At 65.6% G+C, this 25,563-nt stretch carries 25 protein-coding genes and 1 riboswitch; of the genes, 14 read left to right on the forward strand and 11 right to left on the reverse strand.

Features of this window, described 5'->3' with window-relative positions:
- Positions 1 to 83: 83 nt before the first annotated feature.
- The 4 genes from WH367_RS12340 to WH367_RS12355 all read right to left on the reverse strand — a co-directional run bounded on the left by WH367_RS12340 (position 84) and on the right by WH367_RS12355 (position 4,258).
- Positions 84 to 1,223 carry an AAA family ATPase gene (locus tag WH367_RS12340; RefSeq protein ID WP_339536331.1) on the reverse strand — a complete coding sequence of 380 codons (1,140 nt, stop codon included), beginning with the start codon at positions 1,221 to 1,223 and terminating at the stop codon, positions 84 to 86.
- Positions 1,220 to 2,170: an RNA ligase family protein gene (locus WH367_RS12345; protein WP_339536333.1), complete on the reverse strand. Its 951-nt coding sequence runs from the start codon at positions 2,168 to 2,170 to the stop codon at positions 1,220 to 1,222. Before WH367_RS12345 ends, WH367_RS12340 begins: the two co-directional genes overlap by 4 nt.
- A gap of 453 nt (positions 2,171 to 2,623) precedes the next feature.
- Positions 2,624 to 3,166: a polyhydroxyalkanoate synthesis repressor PhaR gene (gene phaR, locus WH367_RS12350; RefSeq protein ID WP_133857928.1), complete on the reverse strand. Its 543-nt coding sequence runs from the start codon at positions 3,164 to 3,166 to the stop codon at positions 2,624 to 2,626.
- A gap of 141 nt (positions 3,167 to 3,307) precedes the next feature.
- On the reverse strand, positions 3,308 to 4,258 hold the full coding sequence (locus WH367_RS12355) for a LysR substrate-binding domain-containing protein (RefSeq protein ID WP_339536336.1): 951 nt from the start codon (positions 4,256 to 4,258) through the stop codon (positions 3,308 to 3,310).
- A 216-nt stretch (positions 4,259 to 4,474) separates the two neighbouring features.
- Between WH367_RS12355 and WH367_RS12360 the strand changes: the two genes are divergently transcribed.
- Positions 4,475 to 5,665, forward strand: a complete 1,191-nt coding sequence (locus WH367_RS12360) for an acyl-CoA dehydrogenase (RefSeq protein ID WP_021026966.1) — start codon at positions 4,475 to 4,477, stop codon at positions 5,663 to 5,665.
- Between the two features lie 232 nt (positions 5,666 to 5,897).
- Positions 5,898 to 7,136, forward strand: coding sequence for a CaiB/BaiF CoA transferase family protein (locus WH367_RS12365; RefSeq protein ID WP_021026967.1), 1,239 nt, complete (start codon positions 5,898 to 5,900; stop codon positions 7,134 to 7,136).
- A 70-nt stretch (positions 7,137 to 7,206) separates the two neighbouring features.
- On the opposite strand, the gene WH367_RS12370 is transcribed toward WH367_RS12365, so the two are convergent.
- Positions 7,207 to 7,539, reverse strand: a complete 333-nt coding sequence (locus WH367_RS12370; protein ID WP_339536339.1) for a methylated-DNA--[protein]-cysteine S-methyltransferase — start codon at positions 7,537 to 7,539, stop codon at positions 7,207 to 7,209.
- Positions 7,523 to 7,819, reverse strand: coding sequence for a hypothetical protein (locus WH367_RS12375; protein ID WP_339536341.1), 297 nt, complete (start codon positions 7,817 to 7,819; stop codon positions 7,523 to 7,525). The genes WH367_RS12370 and WH367_RS12375 overlap by 17 nt, the downstream gene beginning before the upstream one ends.
- Positions 7,820 to 7,958: 139 nt before the next feature.
- Here WH367_RS12375 and WH367_RS12380 point away from each other — a divergent pair, with 139 nt between their 5' ends.
- The 3 genes from WH367_RS12380 (at position 7,959) to WH367_RS12390 (ending at position 10,936) form a co-directional block, all read left to right on the forward strand.
- A complete protein-coding gene (locus tag WH367_RS12380; RefSeq protein ID WP_339536343.1) occupies positions 7,959 to 8,444 on the forward strand; it encodes a nucleoside deaminase in 486 nt (161 codons plus the stop codon).
- Positions 8,445 to 8,546: 102 nt separating this feature from the next.
- On the forward strand, positions 8,547 to 10,079 hold the full coding sequence (locus tag WH367_RS12385; protein WP_339536345.1) for a glycosyltransferase family 39 protein: 1,533 nt from the start codon (positions 8,547 to 8,549) through the stop codon (positions 10,077 to 10,079).
- A gap of 50 nt (positions 10,080 to 10,129) precedes the next feature.
- Entirely contained in the window at positions 10,130 to 10,936 is an 807-nt protein-coding gene (locus WH367_RS12390; RefSeq protein WP_339536347.1) for an alpha/beta fold hydrolase, read from the forward strand.
- A 15-nt stretch (positions 10,937 to 10,951) separates the two neighbouring features.
- Here the strand turns inward: WH367_RS12390 and WH367_RS12395 are convergent, their stop codons facing one another.
- On the reverse strand, positions 10,952 to 11,611 hold the full coding sequence (locus WH367_RS12395) for an NAD(P)-dependent oxidoreductase (RefSeq protein ID WP_339536349.1): 660 nt from the start codon (positions 11,609 to 11,611) through the stop codon (positions 10,952 to 10,954).
- Positions 11,612 to 11,761: 150 nt separating this feature from the next.
- Between WH367_RS12395 and WH367_RS12400 the strand changes: the two genes are divergently transcribed.
- From WH367_RS12400 to WH367_RS12420, 5 genes are all read left to right on the forward strand, one after another.
- Positions 11,762 to 12,658 carry a LysR family transcriptional regulator gene (locus WH367_RS12400; RefSeq protein ID WP_339536351.1) on the forward strand — a complete coding sequence of 299 codons (897 nt, stop codon included), beginning with the start codon at positions 11,762 to 11,764 and terminating at the stop codon, positions 12,656 to 12,658.
- Positions 12,659 to 13,159: 501 nt separating this feature from the next.
- Positions 13,160 to 14,044, forward strand: coding sequence for a putative selenate ABC transporter substrate-binding protein (locus WH367_RS12405; RefSeq protein WP_339536353.1), 885 nt, complete (start codon positions 13,160 to 13,162; stop codon positions 14,042 to 14,044).
- A 70-nt stretch (positions 14,045 to 14,114) separates the two neighbouring features.
- Positions 14,115 to 14,963, forward strand: a complete 849-nt coding sequence (locus WH367_RS12410) for a phosphonate ABC transporter ATP-binding protein (protein ID WP_339536355.1) — start codon at positions 14,115 to 14,117, stop codon at positions 14,961 to 14,963.
- Positions 14,954 to 16,528 (forward strand): phosphonate ABC transporter, permease protein PhnE, encoded by a 1,575-nt coding sequence (gene phnE / locus WH367_RS12415; protein WP_445228109.1) that lies wholly within the window; start codon positions 14,954 to 14,956, stop codon positions 16,526 to 16,528. Before WH367_RS12410 ends, phnE begins: the two co-directional genes overlap by 10 nt.
- A gap of 12 nt (positions 16,529 to 16,540) precedes the next feature.
- Positions 16,541 to 17,929, forward strand: coding sequence for a PepSY-associated TM helix domain-containing protein (locus WH367_RS12420; protein ID WP_339536357.1), 1,389 nt, complete (start codon positions 16,541 to 16,543; stop codon positions 17,927 to 17,929).
- 72 nt (positions 17,930 to 18,001) lie between these two features.
- On the opposite strand, the gene WH367_RS12425 is transcribed toward WH367_RS12420, so the two are convergent.
- Entirely contained in the window at positions 18,002 to 19,216 is a 1,215-nt protein-coding gene (locus tag WH367_RS12425) for a sugar transporter (RefSeq protein ID WP_339536359.1), read from the reverse strand.
- Between the two features lie 115 nt (positions 19,217 to 19,331).
- Complete coding sequence (locus WH367_RS12430; RefSeq protein WP_339536361.1) at positions 19,332 to 19,853, reverse strand: 6,7-dimethyl-8-ribityllumazine synthase; 522 nt, start codon at positions 19,851 to 19,853, stop codon at positions 19,332 to 19,334.
- Positions 19,854 to 19,945: 92 nt separating this feature from the next.
- Positions 19,946 to 20,103, reverse strand: a riboswitch (FMN riboswitch).
- A 211-nt stretch (positions 20,104 to 20,314) separates the two neighbouring features.
- Here WH367_RS12430 and WH367_RS12435 point away from each other — a divergent pair.
- Positions 20,315 to 20,848, forward strand: coding sequence for a methylated-DNA--[protein]-cysteine S-methyltransferase (locus WH367_RS12435; protein WP_339536363.1), 534 nt, complete (start codon positions 20,315 to 20,317; stop codon positions 20,846 to 20,848).
- Between the two features lie 48 nt (positions 20,849 to 20,896).
- Here the strand turns inward: WH367_RS12435 and WH367_RS12440 are convergent, their stop codons facing one another.
- On the reverse strand, positions 20,897 to 22,027 hold the full coding sequence (locus tag WH367_RS12440; RefSeq protein WP_339520802.1) for a branched-chain amino acid ABC transporter substrate-binding protein: 1,131 nt from the start codon (positions 22,025 to 22,027) through the stop codon (positions 20,897 to 20,899).
- A 542-nt stretch (positions 22,028 to 22,569) separates the two neighbouring features.
- Here WH367_RS12440 and WH367_RS12445 point away from each other — a divergent pair.
- From WH367_RS12445 to WH367_RS12455, 3 genes are read left to right on the forward strand one after another with little or no spacing between them, the layout of a single operon-like run.
- Entirely contained in the window at positions 22,570 to 23,061 is a 492-nt protein-coding gene (locus tag WH367_RS12445; protein WP_339536365.1) for a hypothetical protein, read from the forward strand.
- Positions 23,062 to 23,119: 58 nt separating this feature from the next.
- On the forward strand, positions 23,120 to 23,572 hold the full coding sequence (locus WH367_RS12450; protein ID WP_021027774.1) for a hypothetical protein: 453 nt from the start codon (positions 23,120 to 23,122) through the stop codon (positions 23,570 to 23,572).
- A gap of 42 nt (positions 23,573 to 23,614) precedes the next feature.
- Positions 23,615 to 24,382 (forward strand): DUF4124 domain-containing protein, encoded by a 768-nt coding sequence (locus tag WH367_RS12455; protein ID WP_339536367.1) that lies wholly within the window; start codon positions 23,615 to 23,617, stop codon positions 24,380 to 24,382.
- A 46-nt stretch (positions 24,383 to 24,428) separates the two neighbouring features.
- Here the strand turns inward: WH367_RS12455 and WH367_RS12460 are convergent, their stop codons facing one another.
- On the reverse strand, positions 24,429 to 25,421 hold the full coding sequence (locus tag WH367_RS12460; RefSeq protein ID WP_339536369.1) for an NAD-dependent epimerase/dehydratase family protein: 993 nt from the start codon (positions 25,419 to 25,421) through the stop codon (positions 24,429 to 24,431).
- Between the last annotated feature and the right edge of the window lie 142 nt (positions 25,422 to 25,563).

The following is a 25,563-nucleotide window of genomic DNA, read 5'->3' on the forward strand; positions in this document are numbered from 1 at the left end:
AGCGCAGAAAACAACACAAGCTGGCCACACCGGGCCAGCTTGTATTCCGGCGACTGCCGGGCCGCCAACGCGCCTCCTTCGCTTCAGGGCTGCTCAATGCGCAGCGCATGGGCTTCCGTCTCGGTGGGCAGCTCCCAGCGGTTCAGCAGCGACTGCAGCGCCTTGTTGGACAGGGTCGAGTCCCGGCGGCTGTTACGCCGCAGCAGCTCGGCACGGGGTTGCTCCAGGTAGACCAATTCCACTTCGGCGCCGTAGGCGAACAGCAGATCAAGCGTGCGCGTTCGCATCTGCAGGCTCAGATGCGTGGCGCTCCAGACAAAAGGCGCCTTCTTGCGGAGCAGTTCCCGGGCCTTGTCATGGGCAAAGTGCGCAGCAGCGCCCTCGTTCTCGCCATGCTTCAGGTCCAGCGCTTCTCTTGCATCGTCGAAGGACACCACGGGCAAGCCGCACCGGTGCTGCGCCAGCCAGCTGTCCTTTCCCGACGCGGGCAGTCCACACATCACGGTCACGCGCGATCCAGGTTCCTGAAATAGCGCATAGTCCGGATGGACGTCCGCGCCCCGGAAGTAGCTCAGCCTGGTGTGGGCATCCGCAAAGTGCCGAGGACGCCCGTAGCAGCCCTCTTCCCGCGCCAGCTCCCGAAAGAGTTCGATGTTGTCCAGCACCGCCTGCTGGTCCACACAGACACGCCCGCGCATATCCGCTTCGGCCAGAGCGGCCAAGTGGACCAGATTCACCTGCCAGGATCCCTCTCGCACAATGCGCTCCGGCGTCTTGCCAGAACGGGAGCCGGCCAACGCAAAAAATGGCACTTGGTGGACGGCAATCAGGCGGCAGACCGCTTCCCGCAGGTCCAGTGGCGCACCGGCATCCCAGAGCAGCACGCGCGCCTCCACCGCACCCTTGCGGGAATGGCCAGGCTGACCAATGGCCCCGGTCTGTGGGTCGATGACCGTGGTCCGGTATTTGGCCACATCGTGCAGCAAGGCCGCGAGGAACAAGACCGTGCGGTCATGCGGGCTCGCCTGCAGGTAGTCCGGCAGCGCCAGCAGCTCCTGCACCACCATTTGGGTGTGCGTCCAGACATCCCCTTCGGCATGGAAACGGGGGTCCTGCACCGTCGTCTTGGCCCGCTCCAGCACGGGGAAGGCCGCAAGACAGGCCTCAAAATCCGGGGCGGCGCCCGGCGCGGGCACCAGGCCCGCAATGGTTGACCAGTTCATACACCATCCTTTCCGGGAAAGCTTCTTCCCGATGCTCGGCCGGCGCCATCCGGCCTGCCGGCCCGCTTGTCTTTTGCCAAAGCTTTCAATGCATCCAACGAGCGAATGGTTCGCAAGGACAGGTCTTCCCAGCGGACCGAAGGCTGCGGCGCATAGAGATCCACGCCTGGCGCCAGGCCATTGGCAATCATCGGCCGCTGGCTGTGGTGTGAGCCGCTGTCCAGAATCGTCTGGAGAAAGTCGTGCCGAACAAGCTTGTAGCGCGCCACCACCTGGCCGTCGGCTTCCACCTTCAGGTACAGGCCTTCTGCCAGGTCCGAGTTATTCGTCTGTTGCCAGCACAGCTGGGGCGGTAGGCCCTCTCGCTGGACGGTGAGGTCAAACGACTGGCGCCAGACGCGGCTCTTGGCCAGTGAGGGCTGCAGCAGCGCCCACAGCAAGGCAGGGTCCGTCGGCATCGGACCTTCATACAGAACCGGCACGGACAGCAGCGGTGAGCCCTGCAGCAAGGCATGGCGGCGCGGGGTCGATAGAAATTGACCCGTCTCCCGGTCCAACATATCGAACTCATGGAAGTGGTGCGGCAACTGGTCGTAGAAAACCGAGTGCTTGGCATAGGTCCACTCGCCATAGACGACAAAGCGGTCCTCCAGGCGTTCGAGCAAGGCAGCTTCGTGGGCGGCAGCCCAGACTTTGAAGAGGTTGAACTGGCGCTCGCTGCCACCGCCCACCAGGTAGTGGCCTCGGGATTGCAGCAACTGCTCGCCGGCGCCGCTAAAGGACATGCCGGCGTTGGCGCCGTCGAGTTTTTCCTCGATGACGACGTGTTGGCCAGCCAGGGCTTTGAGGGGCACCTGGTCACTGGCATCGTCGCCCGCTTGCAGGCGCGATCCTTCCAGGTGCGGCGTGCGCGGGTATTTGAATATCGAAAGGCTGTGGGGATTCATGTTCGTTGCAGCGAGAAGCGTCTCGCTGTCCAGCAGGACAGGGATAGCCAACGAACGTGAGGCGCAGGTCGACCGCTCTTGCCCAGAAAGGGAAAGAGGTCGTCGCGCAGGGGAAGCGGGGGATTCAGCGCTCCCGCGGCCTCATGGCAGGCGTAGGGAGCTCGGAGCCAGTACCGCAGCCAGCTGTGGCGCAGACTTGCGCCGCACGAGGCTGCAAATGCAGTCGTCGGCGATTAGCAGGTGACGAACAGGCAGGACATGAGGGGCTCCGGAAAAGGCAGGAAGATGAAAAGAGCTGGGGTTATAGCACGTGCAGTCGCCGCGTTCAAGACATGGCCGCATGCTGCGTTGCTGTCTGGCGTCAGCCCAGCCAGGGCCTGGCATGCACGCCAACAGGCCAAGAACGCGCAAGATGGCCTGGCCCCTGCAGCGGGCACCAAGCCATTCCCTGCATCAAGGCCGCTTGATCCCAAAAGCCGTCAGCATCTGCTCCGTCTGCTTTTGCATCTGCTCCTGCATTTGCTGGAAGAACTGCTGCGACTGGGCCTGGTAGTTGCCCGCATCGGGCATGCCTGGCACGCCGGGCATCGGCATGCCCAGGAAGTTGCGCCACATCTCGGGCGTGGCACCCTTCATCTGGTCGGCAAAGCGGCCTTGCATCTCCGTGAACAGCTGCACATTGCGCTCCAGGTAGGAGCCCATAAAGCCCTGCATCGCATGGCCGTAGAAGCGGATGATGTTGACCAGCATGGCCTCGGTGAACATCGGCGCGCCGCCCGCTTCCTCATCCAGAATGATCTGCAGCAGAATGCTGCGCGTCAGGTCCTCGCCCGTCTTGGCGTCCTTGACGACGATGGGCTCGTTTTGCATGACCAGGGCCTTGACCTCGGCCAGGGTGATGTAGGCAGAGGTCTGGGTGTCGTACAGACGGCGGTTGGGGTACTTCTTGACGACGCGCTCGGACGCGGTGGCAGTTCCTGGGGTGTTTTCCGGCACGCGGATCTCCTGTGTCTCTCGCCAACGGCTGGCGTTATGGGAATACCGTCCATCCTAGTCTCTGGGACGGCGGTTTTTACCTCTAAGGCAATTTTTAGATTGTAGTGACGGCGGAGGCCTGTTGCGGTGCAGCACTTACCCTTATGCGTTAACGCCTGATCCCGCCGCCCGGCCCTTGAGCCAACTGCCAAAGGCCTGCAGCGCAGGCTGGGCAGGCATGGGTTCGGTCGCCAGCGGGGTCATCCAGTAATAGGCGCGGCTGCCTTTCAAAGGCTGCTCGCAGGCAACCACCAGCTCGCCCCGGGCCAGCTCATCCTCAATCAGCATCGGCGGGATCAGCGCCACGCCCATGCCGGCGGCAGCGGCCACGGCCAGCATCGAGAACAGCTCATAGCGTGGGCCATCGAGCGCATGGGGGGCAGGCACGCCAGCGGCATCAAACCATTTGCGCCAGCCGTCCGGCCGGGTGCTTTGCTGCAGCAGCGGCAGCTGGGCCAGCACCTGGGGCGATACCGTCAGGTAGGCACGACCGCGCCCGCGCTGGGTGGCGCCCTCGAGCAGGCGCGGGCTGCAGACCGGCACGATCAGCTCGTCCATCAGCCAAGCGGCCTGCGTGCCCGGCCACTGGCGCGCCTGCTCGGCCGTGCCGGCATAGATGGCGGCATCGACCTGGCGCTCGGCAAAGGCAAAGGGCCGGGTCTGCACATCGATATGCACCACCACCCCCGGGTGCTGCTGCAGGAACTGCGGCAGGCGCGGCAGCAGCCAGCGGGTGGCAAAGGTGGGCACGGCCGCAATGCTGATCGCGCCGCCCGCGCCCTGGTGGGCCATGATGTCCAGGGTGCCGCGCTCGATGCCCTGCAGCCACTGCGCCACCTGCTGGCTGTACTGGTGGCCTGCGGCCGTCAGCACCATGCCATGGCGCGAGCGCTTGAACAGCTGCACGCCCAGCTGCTCTTCGAGCGCAATGATCTGGCGCGAGACGGCGCTTTGCGTCAGCGCCAGCTCCTGGGCGGCGCGGGTATAGCTTTCGTGGCGGGCGGCGGCCTCAAAGCAGGCCAGCGCCTGGGTCGAAGGAATCAGTCGGCGCATATCTTGTCTCCTGTGTGACGCATGCAATCACCCCTTTATTCTCTACGACTACACTGCGGCGGCGTTTGCATAAATGCGCAATACGCATATCTGGATGATAAACAATCGTTTGCCCCTGCGCTGCGGCGGGCCTACCATGGCGGCTGTTTTGGCAGACCCGCGCTTCTGCGCCCGGCCTGCCTTCCGACCAGCGAACACAGATCCAAGGAGCAAGACATGGCGCAATTCACCTGGGAAGACCCCTTCCACCTCGACGAACAACTGACCGAAGACGAGCGCATGATCCGCGACGCGGCCCGTGCCTACTGCCGCGACAAGCTGGCACCGCGCGTGCAGGAAATGTTCCGCAAGGAATCGGTGGACACCAGCATCTTCCGTGAGATGGGCGAGCTGGGCCTGCTGGGCCCCACGATCCCCACCGAATACGGCGGCGCCGGCCTCAACTATGTGAGCTACGGCCTGGTGGCACGCGAGATCGAGTACATCGACTCAGGCTACCGCTCGATGGCCTCGGTGCAGTCCTCCTTGGTGATGGTGCCGATCAACGAGTTCGGCACCGAAGCACAAAAGCAAAAGTACCTGCCCAAGCTGGCATCGGGCGAGTTCATCGGCTGCTTTGGCCTGACCGAGCCTGACCATGGCTCCGACCCTGGCAGCATGGCCACCCGCGCCTACAAGGTCGATGGCGGCTACAAGCTCAAGGGCAGCAAGATGTGGATCACCAACAGCCCCATCGCCGATGTGTTTGTGGTCTGGGCCAAGGAAGTCTCCGAAGGCGGCGCCGTCGGCCAAATCCGCGGCTTTGTGCTGGAAAAGGGCATGAAGGGCCTGTCGGCGCCTGCGATCCACGGCAAGGTGGGCCTGCGCGCCTCGATCACCGGCGAGATCGTCATGGACGACGTGTTTGTGCCGGAAGAAAACGCCTTCCCCGAAGTGCGCGGCCTGAAGGGCCCCTTCACCTGCCTCAACAGCGCCCGCTTTGGCATTGCCTGGGGCGCAATGGGTGCGGCCGAGTTCTGCTGGCACACCGCGCGCCAGTACACGATGGACCGCAAGCAGTTTGGCCGCCCCTTGGCCGCGAACCAGCTGATCCAGAAAAAGCTGGCCGACATGCAGACCGAAATCACGCTGGGCCTGCAAGCGGCGCTGCGCGTGGGCCGCATGAAGGACGAGCACCAGAACGTGATCGAGATCACCTCGCTGATCAAGCGCAACAACTGCGGCAAGTCGCTGGACATTGCCCGCCTGGCACGCGACATGATGGGCGGCAACGGCATCAGCGACGAGTTCGGTGTGGCGCGCCACCTGGTCAACCTGGAAGTGGTCAACACCTACGAAGGCACGCACGATGTGCATGCGCTGATCCTGGGTCGGGCCCAGACCGGCATCGCCGCGTTCGCCAACTAAGAACGGCCCGAGCCCCATCGCATGCAGCGCCCGCTGCATGCCTGCCCACAACCCACTTCACTGCAGGCGCTGCGTGGGTGGGTTGTGGTGTTTTGTGATCGCTTAACCACCCCCTTGCCGGATGCGAATGGCGCCGCCCTGAGGCCGCACGTACCATCGGCGAGTTTTGCAGAAATTTCTTGCTGCAGCGCCTGTTGCACATGCATGGGCAGCTATCAAATTTGGAGACACCATGACCGCAAGCATCGCGCCGCTGGACGGCATCAAAGTTCTGGATCTGTCGCGGGTGCTGGCCGGCCCCTGGTGCGCGCAGATGCTGGGCGACCTGGGCGCCGAGGTGATCAAGGTCGAGCGCCCCGAAGCCGGCGACGACACCCGCCACTGGGGCCCTCCCTACCTGCACACCGATGACGGTGCCAAGACCGAGCAGGCCAGCTACTACACCTGCTGCAACCGCAACAAGCGCAGCATCACCATCGACATGGCCTCGCCCCAGGGCCAGGCACTGATCATCGAGCTGGCCAAGGATGCCGACATCCTGGTCGAGAACTTCAAGGTGGGCGGCCTCAAGGGCTATGGCCTGGACTATGAAAGCCTGCGCAAGATCAACCCGCGCCTGATCTACTGCTCGGTCACCGGCTTTGGCCAGACCGGCCCCTACGCCCCCCGCGCCGGCTACGACCTGATGGTGCAGGCGATGAGCGGCATGATGAGCATCACCGGCCACCCCGATGGCGAGCCCGGTGGCGGCCCGCTCAAGGTGGGCGTTGCGGTCACCGATGTGTTTACCGGCATCTATTCCTGCTGCTCCATCCTGGCCGCGCTGCAGGCGCGCCACCAGACCGGCGAAGGCCAGCACATCGACATGGCCTTGCTGGATGTGGGCATGGCCGTGCTGGCCAACCAGGCCGTGGGCTACCTGAATGCGGACGATATTCCGCAGCGCGCAGGCAATATCCACCCCAGCGTGGGCCCCTACCAAGACTTCCCCAGCAAGGACGGCAATGTGCTGCTGGCCATTGGCAACGATGGCCAGTTCGCCCGCTTTTGCGCCGCTACTGGTAACGAGGCCTGGGCGCAGGACCCGCGCTTTACCCGCAACTCGGGCCGCATTATCCACCGCAAGGATTTGCAGGAGTTGATGTACCCGCTGATGAAGACCCGCACCACCGCCGAATGGATTGCGCTGCTCGAAGACAAGGCCGTCCCCTGCGGCCCCATCAACAACATCGCCCAGGCCTTTGAGGACGAGCAGGTGATTGCTCGCGGCCTGCATGTGCAGATCCCGCGCGACGCTGGCGACCAGATCGGTACCATCAGCACCGTCGCCAGCCCCATGCGGCTGACTGCGACCCCGCCTGTGGTGCGCCGCCCACCGCCCGCGATGGGCCAGCACACCGATGAGATCCTGGCCGAGCTGGGCCGCTCGCCCGCGCAGATTGCGCAGCTGCACAGCGAAGGTGTGGTCTGAGGGTTGACGTTATTGCTTTGATGCACCAAGGGCCGCTGTTGCGGCCCTTTTGTTTACCATTCAAAGGGACTCAGTCAAACAGACCCAGGCTGCTGCCATCGCCCAGCGCTGCGCCCTCCCACTCCAGCATTTGCAATTTGGTGCGCGTGCCGCCATTGGCCGAGAAGCCGCCGCGCGCGCCATGCGCCGCCAAGATGCGGTGGCAGGGCACCACGGGTGCAAAGGGGTTGGCCCCCAGCGCCTGGCCTACCGCACGGGCCATCCCCTTGCCACCCAAGTCGTCGGCAAGCTCACCATAGCTGCGCGTCTGCCCCGGCTCAATGGCCAGCGCCAGCTGGTAGACCGCCCGCGAAAAATCCGGCACCCCATGCCAGTCGAGCACCACATCATCGAGCAGCGGCAAACCACTGTGCGCCGGCCACCGCCTGCAAAGCCTGGGCATTCAGATCACCGGGCGCCTGAGCCTGCGGCCACAACCCCTCGCGGCGCTGGCGTGCATGCTCCAGCAGGCGCATCTGTGTAGCCTCCAGGCTGGGCTCGGGCAGCCGCAGCGCCACCACGGCTTGCGCACCCCAGGCAATGCCGCAAACACCCAGCCGGGTGCGGAACAAGGCATGGCCGGTTTGTGCAGGGTTCCAGCCATCGCTGGGCACGCTAGGAGTGGATACGGGGGCGGTATGCATGCCTGCATCTTGCCCCAGTTTGTGCAGCCCCCACCAGGCCCAGTGCCGCAGTGCCACTGTCAGCCTTTGCCGGCCAGGCGGCACAGGCCCACAGGCTGACAGCACAATCGGCCAGGTGTTCCCCGATAAGCAGCTCCCCATGACCGACACCCTGCAAGCCCAGCACGCCGCCATCCTGCGCGAGGTGCTAGCCAGCGCCCACCGCAACCGCCATCTGCACAAAGGCCGCCCCTTTGCCGCAGCGATTGCCGATGATGCGGGCAGCATCCTGGGCCGGGGCGTCAACACCATCAGCCAGACGCAGGACATGACAGGCCACGCCGAGATGGAAGCCATCCGCGACTGCTGCCACCAGCGCCAGCTGCCGCACCTGCAGGGGCTGACGGTCTATGCCTCCGGCCACCCCTGCCCCATGTGCCTGGCCGCAATCGTGGCGGGCCAGGCCAAGCAGGTGTTCTTTGCGTTTGACAATGCCGATGCGGCGCCCTACGGGCTGTCGAGCGAAGGCGTCTACCAGCGCCTGGGCTTGCAGCTGCAACCGCCGCCGCTGCCCATCCAGCGGCTGGATCTGGGCATCAGCGCAGCGCAGCTCTATGGCGATGCGCCCTGGCCCAGCGCAGACTAAAAATCACAGCAAACCGCCTTCGCGCTTTGCGTTGGCTTTACGTCTGCCCTTTATGATCGGGCAGTTTTTTTTGGCGGCCATGCCGCCCTTCTTGCCGCTTGCATGACCTCGCTCCCTACCCAGCCCCCTGCCGTTGACCGCCAAGCCCTGCGCTGGATTGCAGCGCTGTTTGTGCTGGTCATGACCAGCCGCCTGCTGGCCTCGCACGGGGTGTCCTGGGACCAGAACGAGCAGCTGGTCTGGTCGCAGCAACTGGCACTGGGCTACGGGCCCCAGCCGCCGCTCTACACCTGGCTGCAATGGGCCCTGGTGGGGGTGCTGGGCCCCAGCACCTTGGCTGTGGTGCTGCTCAAAAACAGCCTGATTGCGCTGAGCTTTGTCTTTATGCTGCTGGCCGCGCGCGAGGTGCTGCCCGCGCGGCAGGCCTGGCTGGCCGCTGCCGGTATGGCCTGGCTGCCCGGGATTGCCTGGCAGCTGCTGCGCGACCAGACCCACACGGTGATGCTGACCTGCGCCATCTGCGCGACCTGGTGGTTGCTGCTGCGCCAGCTGCGCCAGCCGCGCCCGCTGGGTTTTGTCTACCTGGGGCTGGCCGTGGCCTGGGGCATGCTCTCCAAATACAGCTACCTGCTGGTCGCCGTCACCATGCTGCTGGCCTGCCTGAGCTTGGGCAGCACGCGCCGTGCGCTGCTCTCGCGCGGCTGGTGGCTCACGCCGCTGATCAGCATCGCGCTGGTGGCCCCGCATGCCTGGTGGGTGCTGGAGCATTGGCAAGCGGCCAGCGGCGCCACGCTGGACAAGCTGCACCCGGCAGAGACCAGCTCCTACCTCAGCGGCCTGGCCCAGGGCCTGCGTGATCTGCTGGCCTTTTTACTGCTGGCCGTGCTGCCCTGGCTGCTGATGGCACGCTGGACCAGTGGGCGCTTTTGGCAGCAGCCCGCTGCGGCCAACGGCACCGTCCATAACAGTCCCACGCCTGACTGGCTGGTGCCATTGCTGGGCCGCTATATGGCGCTGGTAGCGGGCTCGCTTGCGCTGATGGCGCTGGCCGGCGCAGCCAAGTTCGATGGCCGCTGGATCCAGCCGCTGCTGCTGGTTTTTCCGCTCTACATACTGGCCCGCTGGCCGGCGCTTGCCGCATCGGACAAAAGCCGCCAGCGCTATCTGCTGGCCTGCCTGGGCATGCTGGTGCTGGTGTGGTCGCTGGCCTTGCTGGCGCCGCTGCGCGATGCCAAGCGCGGCAAGGGTGACCGCCTCAACTGGCAGCTGGACCTGATCGCCAGCACTTTGCGCCAGGCCGGCTACCAAGGCCAGGGCATGGTGCTGGCCGAGCACCACACCACCGGCGGCGTGATGCGCATTCTCTTCCCCCAGGCCCAGATTGTGGTCTGCGATGCGGACGAGCCGGGCTTTCATATGGATTGCGCATGGCAGGCCGCCGAAAGCGCGCGCCGCCAGCAGCTGCCCTGGCTGCAAATCTCCACCGAGGACCCGGCCCCCGACGCCTGGTGGTGGGCCGCCTGGCCGGTGGATGCGATGCTGCAGGTGCAAGAGGCCGAGCTGCCCTACCGCTGGACCGACCCGGCACGTGCGCAGATGCAGATGAACTTTGTGGTGTCTCCGGCGGGCAGATAAACACTGCCCGGCGCCACTAAGATGCGGTCATCTCCCTCGCCGCCGAGACCATGACTGCCATCTCCTACACCGCCGCCATCGCCCAAGAGCACTGGATCAGCCTGCCCCAGCAGGGCCGGCTGTATGCCAAAACCTGGACCCCGCGCACCGCACACAGAGCACCGCTGGTGCTGATGCATGACTCGCTGGGGTCGGTCGCGCTATGGCGCGATTTTCCGGCGCAGCTGGCCCAGGCCACGGGCCGGCAGGTGATCGCCTATGACCGCCTGGGTTTTGGCCAATCGGATGCGCGCGCAGACACGCTGTCCACACAGTTTGTCGGCGAAGAGGCGGAGTTGTACTTCCCCGTCGTGCGCCAGCATCTGGGTCTGGACCGCTTTGCCTTGCTGGGCCACAGCGTGGGTGGCGGCATGGGCATTGCGATCGCGGCCGGCGCGGGCCAGGACTGTACGGCACTGGTGACCATCGCCGCCCAGGCCTTTGTCGAAGACCGCACGCGGGCGGGCATTGTCGAGGCCCGTGCGCTGTTCCAGGACGCTGCGCAACTGGAGCGCCTGGCCAAGTACCATGGCAGCAAGGCACGCTGGGTGGTGGATGCCTGGACAGAGACCTGGCTGAGCCCCGCGTTTACAGACTGGACCGTGGACGCCTGGCTGCCCCGCCTGCAATGCCCCCTGCTCGCCATCCATGGTGAGCGCGATGAATACGGCAGCACCGCGCACCCTGAACGCATTGCCCGCCAAGCCGGTGCCGGTGGCCAGACCGCCATCATCGCCGGCGCCCACCATGTGCCGCATCGCGAAATGGCCGAGCAGGTGCTCGGCCGGGTGCGTGCTTTTCTGGCGCAGGCCGACTAAGTCTGCGTCTCGTTTTTAATAAGCGACCGTGAAACGGGCCTTGCTGTGCAGATGCTGCTCCAGCGCATCGACCAGGGCCACCGCCAGATCCGCTGCCGAGATATCGCCAGGGCTGCCATCGGCCTGCCACAGCGGCTCATCCTTGCCGGTGCGGTATTGGCCGGTGCGGCCCTGGCTTTGCGCAGCCGATCCGCCATGGAAACCCACGGGCGGGCTCAGCAGGGTCCAGTCCAGGGCTGTCTCTTTTTGCAGCGCGGTGTACATGTCGCGGGCCGCGCTGGCGCCGGGCTTGATGGCAGCGGGGAACTCGGGTGAATCCACCAGCTGCTGGCCGTTCACATACAGGCTGCCAGCGCCACCCACCACCAGGTAGCGGGCCACACCGGCTGCGCGGGTGCCGGCCTCGATGGCCTGCGAGCCCTTGAGGAAATCCTCGTAGATATTCGGGTTGGTCCAGCCCGCGTTGTAGGCCGACAGCACCGCGTCGCTGCCCGTCGCGGCCTTTTGCACCACGGCCGCATCCATCACATCACCTTGCAGCACTTGCAGGTGCGGGCGGGGCGCCAGCTTGGCGGGGTCGCGTACCAGGGCCACCACATCGTGGCCGCGTTGCAGCAATTCATTGAGCAATGCGGCGCCTACAAAACCGGTCGATCCAATCAGGGTGACTTTCATCCTATTTCCTTTGCATGAACATCGGCGGGCAGCCTTTGCGCCACGCCATGACCTCACTGTAGGGCTGGGGAACTGATTTGATAATCCCTCTATTTGAAGCAATTCTTTGAAGCTGTGCTTCATAATTGCCGGATGGATGACCTCAAGCGCATGGCTATTTTTGCCACCGTGGTCGAGCAAGGCTCGATGACGGCTGCTGCACGCCTTTTGGGCATGAGTGCTTCGGCCGTCAGCCAGCAGGTGCGGCAGCTGGAAGCCCAGGCGGGCCTGCCGCTGATGCACCGCACGACGCGCAGGCTCAGCCTGTCCGACGCCGGGCAGCGCTTTTATGCGCAGTGCGCAGTGATGCTGCAGGCCGCGCGCCAGGCCCGCGCCGAGCTCGATGCCGAGCGCGACGAACCCGTGGGCGAGCTGCGCATTGCCGCCGTGCTGGGCCTGGCCGCACCGCTGGGCCGGGCGCTGGCTCCGTTGCTGCATGCCCATCCGCAGCTGCGCCTGCAGCTGCTGCTCGATGATTCGCACAGCGACCTGGTCGCAGAGCGGGTGGATATCGCCATTCGCCTGGGCGAGCTGCCCGACTCCCACTGGGTGGCACGCACGCTGGGCACCCTGCCCTGGTGGATATGCGCCGCCCCTGCGCTGGCGCAAGGCAGGCCTTGGCCGAGCAACCCGCAAGCCCTGCAAGCCTGGCCCTGGATGGCGCGCAATATCGGCACCACCAACAACAACAGCACCAGCGCCAGCATGCAGCTGCAGCACCGCAACAGCGGCGAGCGGGTGGTGCTGCACACCACGCCGCGCATCATCAGTAACCAGCAGTACGCGCTGCAGCAGCTGTGCAGCGAGGGGCTGGGTCTCGCCCGGCTGTTTTCGCTGGAAGTGGCCGACCAGGTGCGCAGCGGCCAGCTGCTGCGCCTGCTGCCCGACTGGGATTGCGGCAGCCTGCGCATCTCTGCGCTGACCCCTGAGCGCCAGGCACTGCCCGCGCGGGTGCGGCTGGCGCTGGCCGCGCTGCAGGCCCACTTTGCGCCGCTGGCGCTGTCCTGACCCCAAGCGCTGCACCAGCGCAGCTTTGGCTGGCGATGGCTGGCACCAGGGAGGGCTTGCATGCCGCTGTGGCCAAAAAAGAACGTGAGGAGCAGCGGTGGTTTTGCCAAATAAGCAAGAATCCGCTTTGGTGGTCGGTGTACTGCCTTGGTCCTTATCGCTGCGTGCAACCCGCGCGGCCTATTAAACCGCCGTGTATCCGGACGGCGGTGGCTTTGAGAACGTGTTTATGATCTCTACGCAGCCGCGTTGGAGTGCAATCGGGATGAGTTCGAAGGGCTGGTTCGCAGCTTGCACCGGGGTGCAAGCAAGAGCCAGCGCGCAGAAATCGCCCGATTTCACTCCAACCCTTCGGGACAGTGGTTTTGCGGGCGGTCTACGTCGTTGCAAATCCTCGCAATAGCATGGCTATTGCTGCGGTGTTGCGCCTCGCATCCCATCCCGCAAAACCACTGTCGCGGCGCGAGGAGATCCTAAACACGTTCTTAAAACGGAAGCTCTATGACCCACTCTACCGCTCGCCGCTCGGCGCTGCGTGGCCTGTCGCTGGCCGCGCTGACCCTCTCCAGCCTGGCAACTTTCAGCGCCCATGCAGACAACCCTGCGGTGCTACGCGTATCGGCCATCCCCGACGAGGCGCCGACAGAGCTGCAGCGCAAGTTCAAGCCGCTGGGCGAGTACCTGTCACAGGCCACGGGCATGCAGGTGGTGTTCACGCCGGTGTCCGACTATGCGGCCGTGGTCGAATCCCTGGCCACCAAGAAGCTGGACCTGGCCTGGCTGGGTGGCTTTACCTATGTGCAGGCAAAGATCCGCACCAATGGCACGGCGATCCCGATCGTGCAGCGCGCCGAAGACGCGGTCTTCACCAGCAAGTTCATCACCGCCGACCCCAGCATCCAGACGCTGGCTGACTTGAAGGGCAAGACCTTTGCGTTTGGCGCGCCCTCGTCCACCTCGGGCAGCCTGATGCCACGCTACTTTCTGCTGCAAGACGGCCTGAACCCGGAAAAGGATTTCAAGACCGTGGCCTACTCGGGCGCGCATGATGCCACCGTGGCCTTTGTGGCGGCCGGCAAGGCAGAGGCCGGTGTGCTCAACACATCGGTCTGGGACAAGCTGGTCGAGACCAAGAAGGTCGACACCAGCAAGGTGCGCGTGTTTGCCACCACCCCGACCTACTTTGACTACAACTGGACCGTGCGCGGCGACCTGGACCCGGCCATCACCAAGAAGCTGACCGATGCCTTCCTGGCGCTGGACCCGGCCAAGCCCGAGCACAAGGCGATCATGGATTTGCAGCGCGCCTCCAAGTTCATCCCGACCAAGCCCGAGAACTATGCCGGCACCGAAGCGGCCGCCAAGTCCGCCGGTCTGCTCAAGTAAGTGACCGCCTGGCATGGGCGCTGGTGCAGTGCCCATGCCGCCTCTGCGGCGTTTTTCCAGCATTTGATCCATGAGCTTTGTGCTTGACGATGTGGGCCTGACCCACACCAACGGTTTTGTCGCGCTCTCGGGCATCGGCCTGTCTGCCGCGCAGGGCGAGAGCATTGCGCTGATCGGCCCGTCCGGCGCGGGCAAGACCTCGCTGTTGACGGTGATCGGCACGGCCCACCTGCCCAGCAGCGGCCGCATGCAGGTGCTGGGCCAGGCCTTGCCCAGCGCGCCTGCCAGCCCCACGGCGCGCCAGCTCAAGGCGCTGCGCAGCCTCATCGGCACCGTGCACCAGAGCGCGCCGATTGCGCTGCGCCAGCGCGTGGTCACCGCCGTGCTCGCCGGCCGCCTGGGCCAGTGGCCACTGTGGAAGGCGCTGGCGTCGCTGGCTTACCCGCAAGACATTAACGGCGCCCGCGAAGCGCTGGCCCGTGTGCAGCTGGAGGACAAGCTCTTTGCGCGCTGCGACCAGCTCTCGGGCGGCCAGCTCCAGCGCGTGGGCATTGCCCGGGTGCTCTACCAGCAGGCCCGGCTGATTCTGGCCGATGAGCCGGTCTCGGCGCTCGACCCCGCGCTGTCGCTGGCCACCGTGCAGCTGCTGGTGCAAGAAGCCGCTGCGCGCCAGGCCACCTTGGTGGCCAGCCTGCATGCGGTGGACCTGGCGCTGGGCTGCTTTGCACGCATAGTCGGCATCCGCGATGGCCGGATTGCCTTTGACCTGCCCGCCGCGCAGGTGAGCCAGGCACAGCTCCAGGCTTTGTACGCCCATGCCGATGGCAGTGCGGCTGCCTTGCCTACGCTGGGAAGCATGGGCAGCGCCGCGCCGCAGCTTGTGCCAGCCCCTGCAGCTGAAGTGGTCACATGCCGCTGATGCCAGCTGCTGCCACCCACACGCACCGCCGCGATCCGGCAGCGCGTGGGCGCTTTATCGCGCTGCTGCTGGCGTTGCTGGTGCTGTGGCCGATGTTGCAGACCTCGGGCTTCTCGTTGGCGCCGTTTTTTGACAGCAACAACCTCAAAGTGGTCGGTGGTTTTCTGGCCCAGTTTCTGCCGCCCGAGAGCAGCCCGGAGTTTCTGGCCTACCTGGGCCAGGCCAGCCTGGAGACCTTGGCGATTGCTACCGCCGGCATGGCGCTGGCGCTGGTTTTGGCGCTGCCGCTGTCGTACCTGGCGAGCGGCGCTGCAAGAGAGAAAGTCAGCCTCAACCCCATCACCCGGGGTGTATTGACCATTTTGCGCGGCGTGCCCGAGCTGGTCTGGGCGCTGGTGTTTGTGCGGGTGTTTGGCCTGGGCCCCGCCGCTGGCGTGCTGGCCCTGGGCCTGACCTATGGCGGCATGCTGGCCAAGGTCTATGCCGAGATTCTGGAATCGACCGACCCGGCCCCGGCCCGTGCGCTGCGCGCGAGCGGCGCAGGCCGCTTGCAGGCGCTGCTTTATGGCGCGCTGCCGCAAGCGGCGCGCGAGCTGACCTCGTACACCGTCTACCGCTGGGAATGCGCGATCCGCGCCTCGGTGGTGATGGGCTTTGTCGGCGCAGGCGGCCTGGGCCAGCTGATGGACCAGGCGATGAAGATGCTCAACGGCGGCGAAGTCGCCAGCATCTTGCTGGCCTTTATGCTGCTGGTGGCGCTGGCCGATCTGCTGTCCTGGTGGCTGCGCCGCGCGCTCGATACGCCGCCAGCAGCCCGCGCGCTGCCCTTTGGCTGGCGCAGTGCGGCGCTGCTGCTGCTCGGCGCCGCTGGTCTGTGGGCGAGCTTCGGCTTGCTTAACATCGACTGGTCCGCGCTCTTCAGCCGCGATGCGCTGCAATCCATGGGCAGCTTTGTGGCCGGCTTTTTCTCGCCCGACCTGAGCGCCGCCTGGCTGCGCAAGGTGGCCCAGGGCGTGTGGGAAACCTTGGCGATCTCCGTCATCGGCAGCCTGCTGGCGGCGATGGCCGGGCTGCTGCTGGCCTTGCCGCGCTGGCGCGCTCCCTGGAACGCGTTGCTCAACCTGCTGCGCTCGGTGCCCGAGCTGGTCTGGGCGACAATCACCGTGCTGGCCGTGGGCCTGGGCCCGTTTGCTGGCGCCTTGGCGCTGGCCTTGCACACGGCCGGTGTGCTGGGCCGGCTCTATGCCGAGGCCTTGCAGAACACACCTGCAGCCCCCGCCCGGGCGCTGCGCCTGGCCGGCAGCAGCCGCCTGCTGGCCTTTTGCTATGGCACGCTGCCAGCGGCTGCGCCGCAGCTGCTGGCCTATACCCTGTACCGCTGGGAGATGAACATCCGCATGGCGGCCATCCTTGGCTTTGTCGGCGCTGGCGGCCTGGGCCAGCTGCTGTATTTTGAACTCTCGCTGTTCCACTACGCGCAGGCCAGCACCGTCATCATCGCCATGCTGCTTTTGAGCATGGCGGTGGACTGGAGCAGTGCTGCGCTGCGCCGCGCAATGCGCTAACCACGATCCTGGATGTCTCCCTCCTCCCGCAAAACCTGGCAGCTGCTGATCCGCAGACTGCATCTGTATATCGGCCTGCTGGTTGCGCCCTTCATCGTGGTCGCTGCTGCTACCGGCTTGCTGTATGCACTGACACCCCAGTTGGAAAACCAGCTCTACCGCAGCGCACTGCAGGCCGCGCCGGCACCTGGCGCCCAGGCCCAGCCGCTGTCGGCCCAGGTGCAAGCGGCTTTGCAGGCTTTGCCCACTCCGGCAGCCGTGGTAGCTGTGCGCCCGGCGCCCGATAGCCGCAGCAGTACCCGTGTGATGGTGGCCGATGCAGCGCTGGGCCCCTCCGAGTACCGCAGCCTCTTTGTCAATCCCTATACCCTGGCGCTGCAGGGCGACCTGACGGTCTATGGCACCAGCGGCGTGCTGCCGCTGCGCAAGCAGCTCGATTTGTTGCACCGCCAGTTGCTGATGGGCGAATGGGGCCGCACCTACAGCGAGTTGGCGGCATCCTGGCTGTGGGTGGCTGCGCTGGGCGGTGTAGCACTGTGGTGGCTGTCGCGCCCGCAGCGGGCCGGCGCCCAGGTGGCGCATCCTCGCCTCCGCCGCTGGCACCATGGCTTGGGCCTGTGGCTGCTGGTGGGTCTGCTGTTTCTGTCGGCCACGGGCCTGACCTGGTCGCGCTGGGCCGGTGGCCATTTTGGCCAGGCGCTGCAGCAGATGGGCTGGCAAACGCCGCGTTTGAACACCAGCCTTGGGGCAGACAGCAGCAACGCGCATGCCCACCACCATCCAGCCGACCCGCATGCGGACCATGCCGAGCACCAGGCCGCCCCGATGGCTATGGCCGGTATGGGCGCGATGCCCCAGGACTTTGACACCGCCCTGGCACTGGCCCGCCAGCATGGCCTGGCATCCAGCAAGCTGGAGATCCGGCCGCCGGCAGCCGCCGGCAAGGCCTGGACGGTGACCGAGATCAACCGATCCTGGCCCACCGAAGTCGATGCGCTGGCCATTGACCTGACCGCCGGCAAGGTGCTGCACCACAACCGCTTTAGCGACTACCCGTTGGCCTCCAAGCTGACGCGCTGGGGCATTGATCTGCACATGGGCAGCTGGGGTACTCTGAACCAGGCTGTGCTGGTGCTGCTGGGCGCCGGCATTGTGGCGATGGCGGTGACCGGCTGGCTGCAATGGCGCAAGCGCCCGGGCCGCAGCCGCGAGTGGCTGCATGGCCAGCTGACCTTGGTCCACCAATGGCGCCAGTTGCCGCGTACGGCAGCGCTGGCCCTGTTGCTGGCTGCCGCCGCCTTGGGCTGGCTGCTGCCGGTGCTGGGCTGCAGCCTGTTGTTGCTGCTGGCGTTCGATGCCTGGATCTACCTGCGCCGATCGCCCCCAGCCGCACAACGCTAGGCAAAAAAATGCCCGGCACAGAGGCGGTGCCGGGCAGGTGAAGGCGCTGACTTGCTGGCGCTGGCTTGCCAGTCAGTGCGGCACAATGCGCGCCTCGGCGCCTGCGGGGGCAAAGCTGCTGCGCCACTTCCAGCCCGCATAGGCACACCACAGCACGCCCAGCACCGCAATGCTGCCGCCGACGGGGCCCAGGTAGTGCAGACCGGCATGCATACCCACCTGGCTGCCCAGCAAGGCGCCTGCGCCAATGCCGATATTGAAGATGCCCGAGAACAGCGACATGCCGACATCGGTGGCATCCGTGGCCAGGCGCAGCACCTTGGCCTGCAGCGGTAGCACCATGCACAGCATGACGACACCCCACACGGCGCAGACCAGGTAGAGCGCAGGCGGCCAGCGCGTGCTGGGCAGCAAGAGCCACAGGCAGGCCGTCAGCACGGCCATCGCAGAGAGCAAAAAGCCGCGCGGCCAGCGCATGCCAAAGCTGCTGAACAAGATGCTGCCGACAATGCCCATGCCGCCGTACAGTAGCAGCACCCAGGTGGTGACCTGGTTGTTGAGTCCCGCCTCACGCTGGATCAGTGGCTCGATATAGCTGTAGACGGTGAACTGGGCCGTCACCATCAGGATCAGCAAGGCATAGGTGGCCGACAGCGCCGGGCGCTTGAACAGCACCGGAATGCTGCGCAGCGAACCGGCATTCTCGCTGGGCAGCAGGGGCAGCATGCGCCACAGCACCAGCATGACGGCCAGCGCCAGCACGCCGATGATGCCAAAGGTCGTGCGCCAGCCCAGCGCCTCGCCCACCATGCGGCCCAAAGGCACGCCCAGCACCATCGCCAAGGTGGTGCCGGTGGCCAGCAGGCCCAGTGCCTGCGGGCGCTTGTCCTGCGGCGCAATGCGCACCGCCAAGGATGCGGTGATCGACCAGAACACCGCATGCGCCAGCGCAATGCCCATGCGGCTGATCAGCAAGGTGGCGTAGTTCCAGGCAATGGCCGACAGGCCATGGCTCAGGATGAAGAGCGCAAACACCCCCATCAGCAGCTTGCGCCGCTCGATGTTCTTGGTCATCAGCATGCAGGGCAGCGAGGTGAGCGCAACGATCCAGGCATAGATGGTCAGCATCAGGCCCACCTGCTCGGTGCCCATGCCAAAGCTGCCACCAATGTCGCTGAGCAGGCCCACCGGCACAAACTCGGTGGTGTTGAAAACAAAGGCGCCCATGGCCAGGGCGATCACGCCGAGCCAGGCCTGGCGGCGGGTCAAAGATGCGGAATCGGTCATTGCAATAAAAAAAGCCGCAACTCCAAAACGGAGAGCGGCTCGCCAGTGTGCCAAAAAACAGTTAGCTGCCCATAATGGCCAGGGAAAACCCTTTAGTTCACGCTGTTGGAGGCGGTCAGGCCGCCAAGGTTTGCGGTTGCAGCTGCTGCAATTGCTGCTCTTCGAGCTTGCGGTGCAGCTGCACGGTGGTGGCGCAGGCGCGGGCCAGCTCGGCGCCCTTCTTCACAAAATGCTGGTAGAAGAACTCATGGTGCTCTTGCGAGTCATGGAAGTCGCGCGGCGTCAGCACGGCCGAGAACACCGGCACGCCGGTGTCCAGCTGCACCCGCATCAGGCCATCGATCACGGCGGTGGTCACAAACTCATGGCGGTAGATGCCGCCGTTGACCACCAGACCGCAGGCCATCAGACCAGCGTACTGGCCGCTTTGGGCCAGGCGCTTGAGCAGCAGCGGGATCTCGAAGGCGCCGGGCACATCGTAGAGGTCGATCTGGTCGGCGCGCCAGCCTTGCTGGGCCAGCTCGGCGAGGGCGGCATCGCGCGCCTGGTGCACGATGTCCGAATGCCATTGCGCGCTGACAATCGCCAAGCGTGCGGCCTTGTTGATGGAGTAAGAAATACTGGAATGCTGATTCATGGTTTTGCTGTCCTTCAATGACCTGAATCAGGGCGCGCGCAAGCCCATGGCCACAACCCGCGCACAGGCGCAGGAGGCGGCAAAAAGCTTTGCGCGATTCTCTTTCATCCGGACTGTGACCGTCGGCTCTGGCATCGCACCAGATCTGCTGACCTTGCGCGGCCGTGGGCCTTGCAAGCGCTCGCGGGCTCCTGGCTCCTCAAAGCCAGATACCGCCGGTGGGGAATTGCACCCCGCCCTGAGAATAACGCTGAGCCGCTGCCAGCAAGGCCCTGAAGGGACCCAGCCTGCTGCAGCTCGCCGGCCGATTGTAGAGGGGCGGCGATACAAACACCGTCACCCAGGTTTTTGATGCGCAGGTAACTTGTTATGCGTCTAGTTTTACCGCTTTAGCCTGCCCGCCTTCACTAAGGCGCCAGCGCTCTACACTGCGATATCAACGCACCCCAGTCCATCCCACCATGGCCCCGCTGAACTTCCTGCTCTCCCACATCCCCAGCCCGCAAGGCCCCATCTTGCTGCTCTGCGACGAGCAGCAGCGCCTGCGGGCGCTGGACTGGCAGGGCTATGAGGCGCGCATGGCCCTGCTGATGCGCCGCCAGTACCCGCGCAACGATGTGCAGATGCATAGCAGCGCGGTCCGGCCAGCGCCGGTGGCCAATGCCCTGGCCGCGTATTTTGAGGGCGAGCTGCAGGCGCCAGATAGCCTGGAACTGGCGCTGGGCGGCACCGATTTTCAGCGCCAGGTCTGGACGGCCTTGCGCGCCATCCCCGCGGGCAGCACGCGCAGCTATGCCAGCGTAGCCGCGCAGATCGGGCGGCCGGCCGCAGTGCGGGCGCTGGGCATGGCCAATGGCGCCAATCCCATCAGCATCGTGCTGCCCTGCCACCGGGTGATCGGCAGCGATGCCTCGCTCACCGGCTACGCAGGCGGTCTGGCGCGCAAGCAGTGGCTGCTGGCGCATGAAGCGAGGCACAGCAAAAAGCCCGCCTAGGCGGGCTTGGGATCGGCACCCTTGCAAGTGCCAAGCACCAGCGGCAGCTTACTCGCCGATAGGCGTCTTCTTGCCGTCGATGTAGTGGCTCAGCGTGTACAGAGGCACCTTCAGCTCGCCGTTTTCCTGGAAGGCAATCTTCGCGGTCACACCGCTGTACTCGGACTTGCGCAGCTCGGGCAGGTACTTCTTGGGATCGGTGGAATCGGCACGCTTCATAGCGTCAACGATCAGCATGGTCGCGTCATAGAAGTAAGGGCTGTAGACCTGGAACACGCCAGGGTTCTTGGCGTCGTAGCGCTTCTTCCATTCGGTGCCGCCAGGCATCTTGGCCAGCGATGCACCGCCGTCGGCGCAGACCACATTGCCCAAGGTCTTGGTGCCGGTGGCCAGCTTGGCCAGCTCGGCCGTGCAGATGCCGTCACCGCCGAAGAACTTCACATTGGTCATGCCCAGCTGCACCATCTGGCGCAGCATGGGGCCGGCTTGCGCATCCATGCCGCCGTAGAAGATCGCATCGGGCTTCTTGGCCTTGATGGAGGTCAGGATGGCCATGAAGTCGGTGGCCTTGTCGTTGGTGAACTCGGAGGCCACGATGTTCACGCCCTTGGCGCCAGCGTCCTTCTTGAACACATTGGCCAGGCCCTGGCCGTAGGCGGTGCGGTCGTCGATCACGGCCACGTTCTTGAGCTTCAGCGTATCGGCCGCATAGCCCGCCAGCGCAGCGCCCAGCGCGTTGTCGTTGGCGATGATGCGGAAGACGCCGGGGTAGCCAGGGCGGGTCAGCTCAGGGTTGGTGGCCGCACCGGTGATGAAGGGCACACCGCAGTCGTTGAAGATCTTGGACGAGGGAATCGCCACGCCCGAGTTCAGGATACCGGCGACCGCAGCCACCTTGTCATCACAGAGCTTTTGCGCAGCGGCCGTGCCTTGCTTGGGGTCCGCCGCATCGTCTTCGGCCACCACTTCGAACTTGATCTTTTTGCCACCGATGGTCACACCCTGGGTGTTGAGGTCTTCCACCGCAAAGCGCACGCCCGTGACGTTGTCCTTGCCATAGTGCGCCTGAGGACCGGACAGCGGGCTCATCGTACCGATCTTCACCACCTCTTGCGCGCTTGCAGCCACGGCCATACCGGCCACCACCATGGCCACTGCAGCCTTGATACTTTTATCCATTGCGTCGTACTCCATCAAAAGCGTCTGTTAAGCGCCACCGGTACCGGCATGTGCCGCCCCGCCCACTTGTAATGGGGGAAGCACATCCGGTACATCATCGAACTCGATAGCGTGAGTGAGATTTTTTATCTAGCTCGGCCTACGACGGTATTAGGACAAGTCCTGTAAAAATAGCGACACAGTGGGTTTGAAATCGCATATAAGCGCCAGCATGCAACGCATTCCTGCAATTGCTGCATTGCATCAAATGAAGCGCCGATACCCGCCATGGGCTGAATTTCTCGGTACCGAAACCGATAAAGAGAGGCCTGGCATGCCACCGACTGTCTTTTGCATGCCACGCCACCGGCTCTGTAAAGATTGGAAAAACAAAGCATGACTGTGATGCCGCCGTCAACCCCCAAGGCCGCAAAAACGTCTTTACATACATGGGCCCATGTCTGCGGTTTTGAGGGTGTAACGGTTAGCATTGGGAATCGCGATTGCTGGACCTGTGGCACCAAAGCCCGTCCAAGCCACCACACAACCAGAAAGGCTCGAATATGAACCATCGTCACTTGCTCAGCATTGCTGCCATCGCGCTCGGCGCGCTGGCCACCACGGGCTGCGTTGCCACCGGCAGCGACGGCTACTACAGCGATGCAGGCTATGGCAGCTATGGCGGCAGTTACGGCTATGGTTACCAGCAGCCCTCGCAAACCATTTATGTGCAGGACCGCTACAACGACGACCGCTACTACCGCGAGCGTGAACGTGACCGCGACCGCGCGGCCCGCGAACGTGAAGCGCGTGAACGCGAGCGCGACCGGGACCGTGACCGCCAGGCCCGTGAGCGCGACCGCGACCAGCGCGCCCGTGACGAAGACCGCCGCCGCGCGCTGGAGCGCCAGGCACAAGACCGTGAACGCCAAAACCGCGAGCGCGACCGCAACCGCTTTGGCGAGAGCCGCCACCAGCAGGAATGCGCTGCGGCGGCACGCCAGAACGCAGCGGGCAGCGACAATGTGCTGACCCCCAGCCGCCCCTGCCGCTGATACCGCTGACCGGCCCTTGTGCTGAGCGCAGGGGCCCATCCAACAAGGAGTTTTCACCATGCGTACCATTCGTCTCGGCACGATGGCCATCGCCGCGGCCAGCGCCCTGCTCTTGGGCGGCTGCGTGGTCGCACCCGCAGACGGCGTGTACTACGGCGATGCCTATTCGACCTATTCCACCCCCACCTACGGCTATGGGGGTTACGGCTATGGCTACAACAGCTATCCCTACTATGGCAGCAGCTCGCTGGTGATCCAGAGCTCGCCAACCTATGTGTATGGCGGTGGCCGGCCTTATTACAGGCCAGGTGGCGGCTACTACCGCCCCGGCGGTGGCTATGACCGCCCAGGTCACGGCGGCAGCAGCCGTCCACCACCTTCGCGCCCACAGCAGCTCGCACCCGGCACCGGCTCGAACTTTGGCCGGCCCTACAACTCGGGCCCCCGCCCTGCAGCGCCCGCTTCGCGCCCCAATGGTGGCCGCTTTGGCGGACAGTTCCAGCAGCGCTAAAGCCTAGGTCACGCCACCCCAGCAGCCCCAACCATGCGCGCCATGCCACGCTCCCATCTGCCCAGCCTTCGCTATGCTGCATGGCTGGGCTTGTGCTGCGCTTGCGCACTGTCGGCGCCCATGGCGCAGGCCCAGGTCACCCGCTGCGTGGACCCGGGCAGCGGCAAGGTGACCTATACCGATGGCGCCTGCGCCAGCGGCGCGCGTGCGACCGAGATCGAGCGGCGCAAAACCGACGAGGAACTGGCCCAGGACCGCGCCCGCGAACAGGAGGCGCTGCAGGCCAAGGCCGAGCGGCGCGAGCAGGAGCTGGCCCAGCGCAGACTGCAGGCCGATGAACGTGCCGAGGATTTGGCGCAACGGGCTGCCAACCGCCCTTCGCGCAGCAACCCCGCACAGTCCGCCGCCTGCCAGCAATCGCGGGAGCGCTACAGCGCTGCCTCCGACGCAGCGGCTGACAAGGCTATGGGCAGCAGTGCGCAGCTCGATGCGGCCAAGCGCCAGATGGAGCTTGACTGCCTGGGCCCCGAGGCCTACAGCCGGCTTGAAGCGAGCCGCCCCGCGCCCAGCGCCGTGCTGCCCGCCGATCCCTACTGGGACCGCTACCCCTATAGCCGCCCGCCGCCCCGCCCTCCGGTGGTGACGCCTCCAGCCCCGGCACCCAGCATCACCCGCTGCGATGTGTTCAAGTGCGTGGATGCCCAGGGCTACTCACACCCCAGGGGCCAGATTGGAGAGACCGTGCGGCCACCCAGTCCCAGCGCCAACCCGCGCAGCTGCCGCAGCCAAGGCGGCACGGCGCCCTGCTAGCTGCCCACTGGGAGCGGCTGCAAAAGCGCCCGCATTCTGCCTGTGTTCAGGCGTCTGGGCCTTGAGCTGCGCCAGGTCCCAACAGATACACCGCCGCCTGCAAGCCGTGGTGCACGGTCTGGTAGCGCAGCACCACACCCAACTCATGCCGCATGCGGCTATTGCTCAGGCGCCGCGACTCGCGCATAAAGCTCAGCAAGGTGGGGCTCAGCTGCTGCTCGGCCTCGGCCAGGCTGATGCGCGCGGGATGCGGCAGGCGCCACAGATCAGCAGCCAGGTCAAAATAATCGCCCATCGGCATCGCTGAGTCGTCAGCCACATTGGTGATGCGCTGGGGCCGGCCCCGCCACAGCGCCCGCTCCACGGCACGCGCCAGGTCATCGGCGTGGATATGGCTGGTGTAGACATCGTCCTCGCGGCGCAGCAGCGGCGTGCCGCGCTGCAGCCGCCCCAGCGGGGTGCCGCCCTCGCGGTCGCCGGCATAGATGCCGGGAATGCGCAGCACATGCACCGCAGCGCCACTGGCCCCAAAGCGCAATGCCCATGCACGCAGCTGGCGCTCGGCATCGACCCGGCGCAGCGCCCGGGCGGTGCTGGCGCGCAGCGGATGGGTCTCTGTCACCCAGGCCCCGTCCCAGTTGCCATAGACACCACTGGTGGAGCCATAGACCAGCTGCGGCGCCAAGCCCGCGCGGCCCACCAGCGCTTGCAGCAGGTGGCGTGTGCGCAGATCGCGCGAAGCTAACGCGGGTGGCGTTCCCGCAGCGGGCTGCGCAGGTGGTGCCAGGTGCACCACGCGCTGGGCCAGGCCCGCCAGCCGGCGCAGGCTGCGCGGGTCATCGAGATTGCCCAGCAAAGGGGTAGCGCCCAAGGCACGCAGACTCTCAAAGCGCTGCGGCGATGAGCTGAGCGCCCGCACCAGCGGGCCGCGCGCCGCCCGTGCATCCTGGCCCGGGCGCTGCCACAGCCGCAGCAGCCGCTGGCCGACATCGCCACAACCCACGATCAACACCCGCTGGCGCCGAAAACGCGCCGGCAAGGCCTGGCCTGCTGCGATGGCGCAGCGCTGTCGGGGCCCGCTTCGCGGGCTTTGGTTTAAAGGCACAATAAGCTTTCGTGGTTCAAATGGGCGGGGGCGCACACTGCAGTCTAGCCTCTCAAGCAGCTTGCAAACGGCTGCC

It is taken from the genome of Comamonas sp. MYb21, from assembly GCF_037479395.1.
Lineage (GTDB): Bacteria > Pseudomonadota > Gammaproteobacteria > Burkholderiales > Burkholderiaceae_C > Comamonas.

What these genes read in the sequence shown, in the direction of transcription:
- WH367_RS12375 (WP_339536341.1), bottom strand. Translation starts at nt 7,819, where the DNA reads ATGCATACCGCCCCCGTATCCACTCCTAGCGTGCCCAGCGATGGCTGG.
- WH367_RS12400 (WP_339536351.1), top strand. Translation starts at nt 11,762, where the DNA reads ATGGCTATTTTTGCCACCGTGGTCGAGCAAGGCTCGATGACGGCTGCT.
- WH367_RS12380 (WP_339536343.1), top strand. Translation starts at nt 7,959, where the DNA reads ATGACCGACACCCTGCAAGCCCAGCACGCCGCCATCCTGCGCGAGGTG.
- WH367_RS12450 (WP_021027774.1), top strand. Translation starts at nt 23,120, where the DNA reads ATGCGTACCATTCGTCTCGGCACGATGGCCATCGCCGCGGCCAGCGCC.
- WH367_RS12410 (WP_339536355.1), top strand. Translation starts at nt 14,115, where the DNA reads ATGAGCTTTGTGCTTGACGATGTGGGCCTGACCCACACCAACGGTTTT.
- WH367_RS12385 (WP_339536345.1), top strand. Translation starts at nt 8,547, where the DNA reads ATGACCTCGCTCCCTACCCAGCCCCCTGCCGTTGACCGCCAAGCCCTG.
- WH367_RS12430 (WP_339536361.1), bottom strand. Translation starts at nt 19,853, where the DNA reads ATGAATCAGCATTCCAGTATTTCTTACTCCATCAACAAGGCCGCACGC.
- phnE (WP_445228109.1), top strand. Translation starts at nt 14,954, where the DNA reads ATGCCGCTGATGCCAGCTGCTGCCACCCACACGCACCGCCGCGATCCG.
- WH367_RS12360 (WP_021026966.1), top strand. Translation starts at nt 4,475, where the DNA reads ATGGCGCAATTCACCTGGGAAGACCCCTTCCACCTCGACGAACAACTG.
- WH367_RS12440 (WP_339520802.1), bottom strand. Translation starts at nt 22,027, where the DNA reads ATGGATAAAAGTATCAAGGCTGCAGTGGCCATGGTGGTGGCCGGTATG.
- WH367_RS12395 (WP_339536349.1), bottom strand. Translation starts at nt 11,611, where the DNA reads ATGAAAGTCACCCTGATTGGATCGACCGGTTTTGTAGGCGCCGCATTG.
- WH367_RS12455 (WP_339536367.1), top strand. Translation starts at nt 23,615, where the DNA reads ATGCCACGCTCCCATCTGCCCAGCCTTCGCTATGCTGCATGGCTGGGC.
- WH367_RS12425 (WP_339536359.1), bottom strand. Translation starts at nt 19,216, where the DNA reads ATGACCGATTCCGCATCTTTGACCCGCCGCCAGGCCTGGCTCGGCGTG.
- WH367_RS12390 (WP_339536347.1), top strand. Translation starts at nt 10,130, where the DNA reads ATGACTGCCATCTCCTACACCGCCGCCATCGCCCAAGAGCACTGGATC.
- WH367_RS12405 (WP_339536353.1), top strand. Translation starts at nt 13,160, where the DNA reads ATGACCCACTCTACCGCTCGCCGCTCGGCGCTGCGTGGCCTGTCGCTG.
- WH367_RS12420 (WP_339536357.1), top strand. Translation starts at nt 16,541, where the DNA reads ATGTCTCCCTCCTCCCGCAAAACCTGGCAGCTGCTGATCCGCAGACTG.
- WH367_RS12355 (WP_339536336.1), bottom strand. Translation starts at nt 4,258, where the DNA reads ATGCGCCGACTGATTCCTTCGACCCAGGCGCTGGCCTGCTTTGAGGCC.
- WH367_RS12340 (WP_339536331.1), bottom strand. Translation starts at nt 1,223, where the DNA reads ATGAACTGGTCAACCATTGCGGGCCTGGTGCCCGCGCCGGGCGCCGCC.
- WH367_RS12445 (WP_339536365.1), top strand. Translation starts at nt 22,570, where the DNA reads ATGAACCATCGTCACTTGCTCAGCATTGCTGCCATCGCGCTCGGCGCG.
- WH367_RS12345 (WP_339536333.1), bottom strand. Translation starts at nt 2,170, where the DNA reads ATGAATCCCCACAGCCTTTCGATATTCAAATACCCGCGCACGCCGCAC.
- WH367_RS12435 (WP_339536363.1), top strand. Translation starts at nt 20,315, where the DNA reads ATGGCCCCGCTGAACTTCCTGCTCTCCCACATCCCCAGCCCGCAAGGC.
- WH367_RS12365 (WP_021026967.1), top strand. Translation starts at nt 5,898, where the DNA reads ATGACCGCAAGCATCGCGCCGCTGGACGGCATCAAAGTTCTGGATCTG.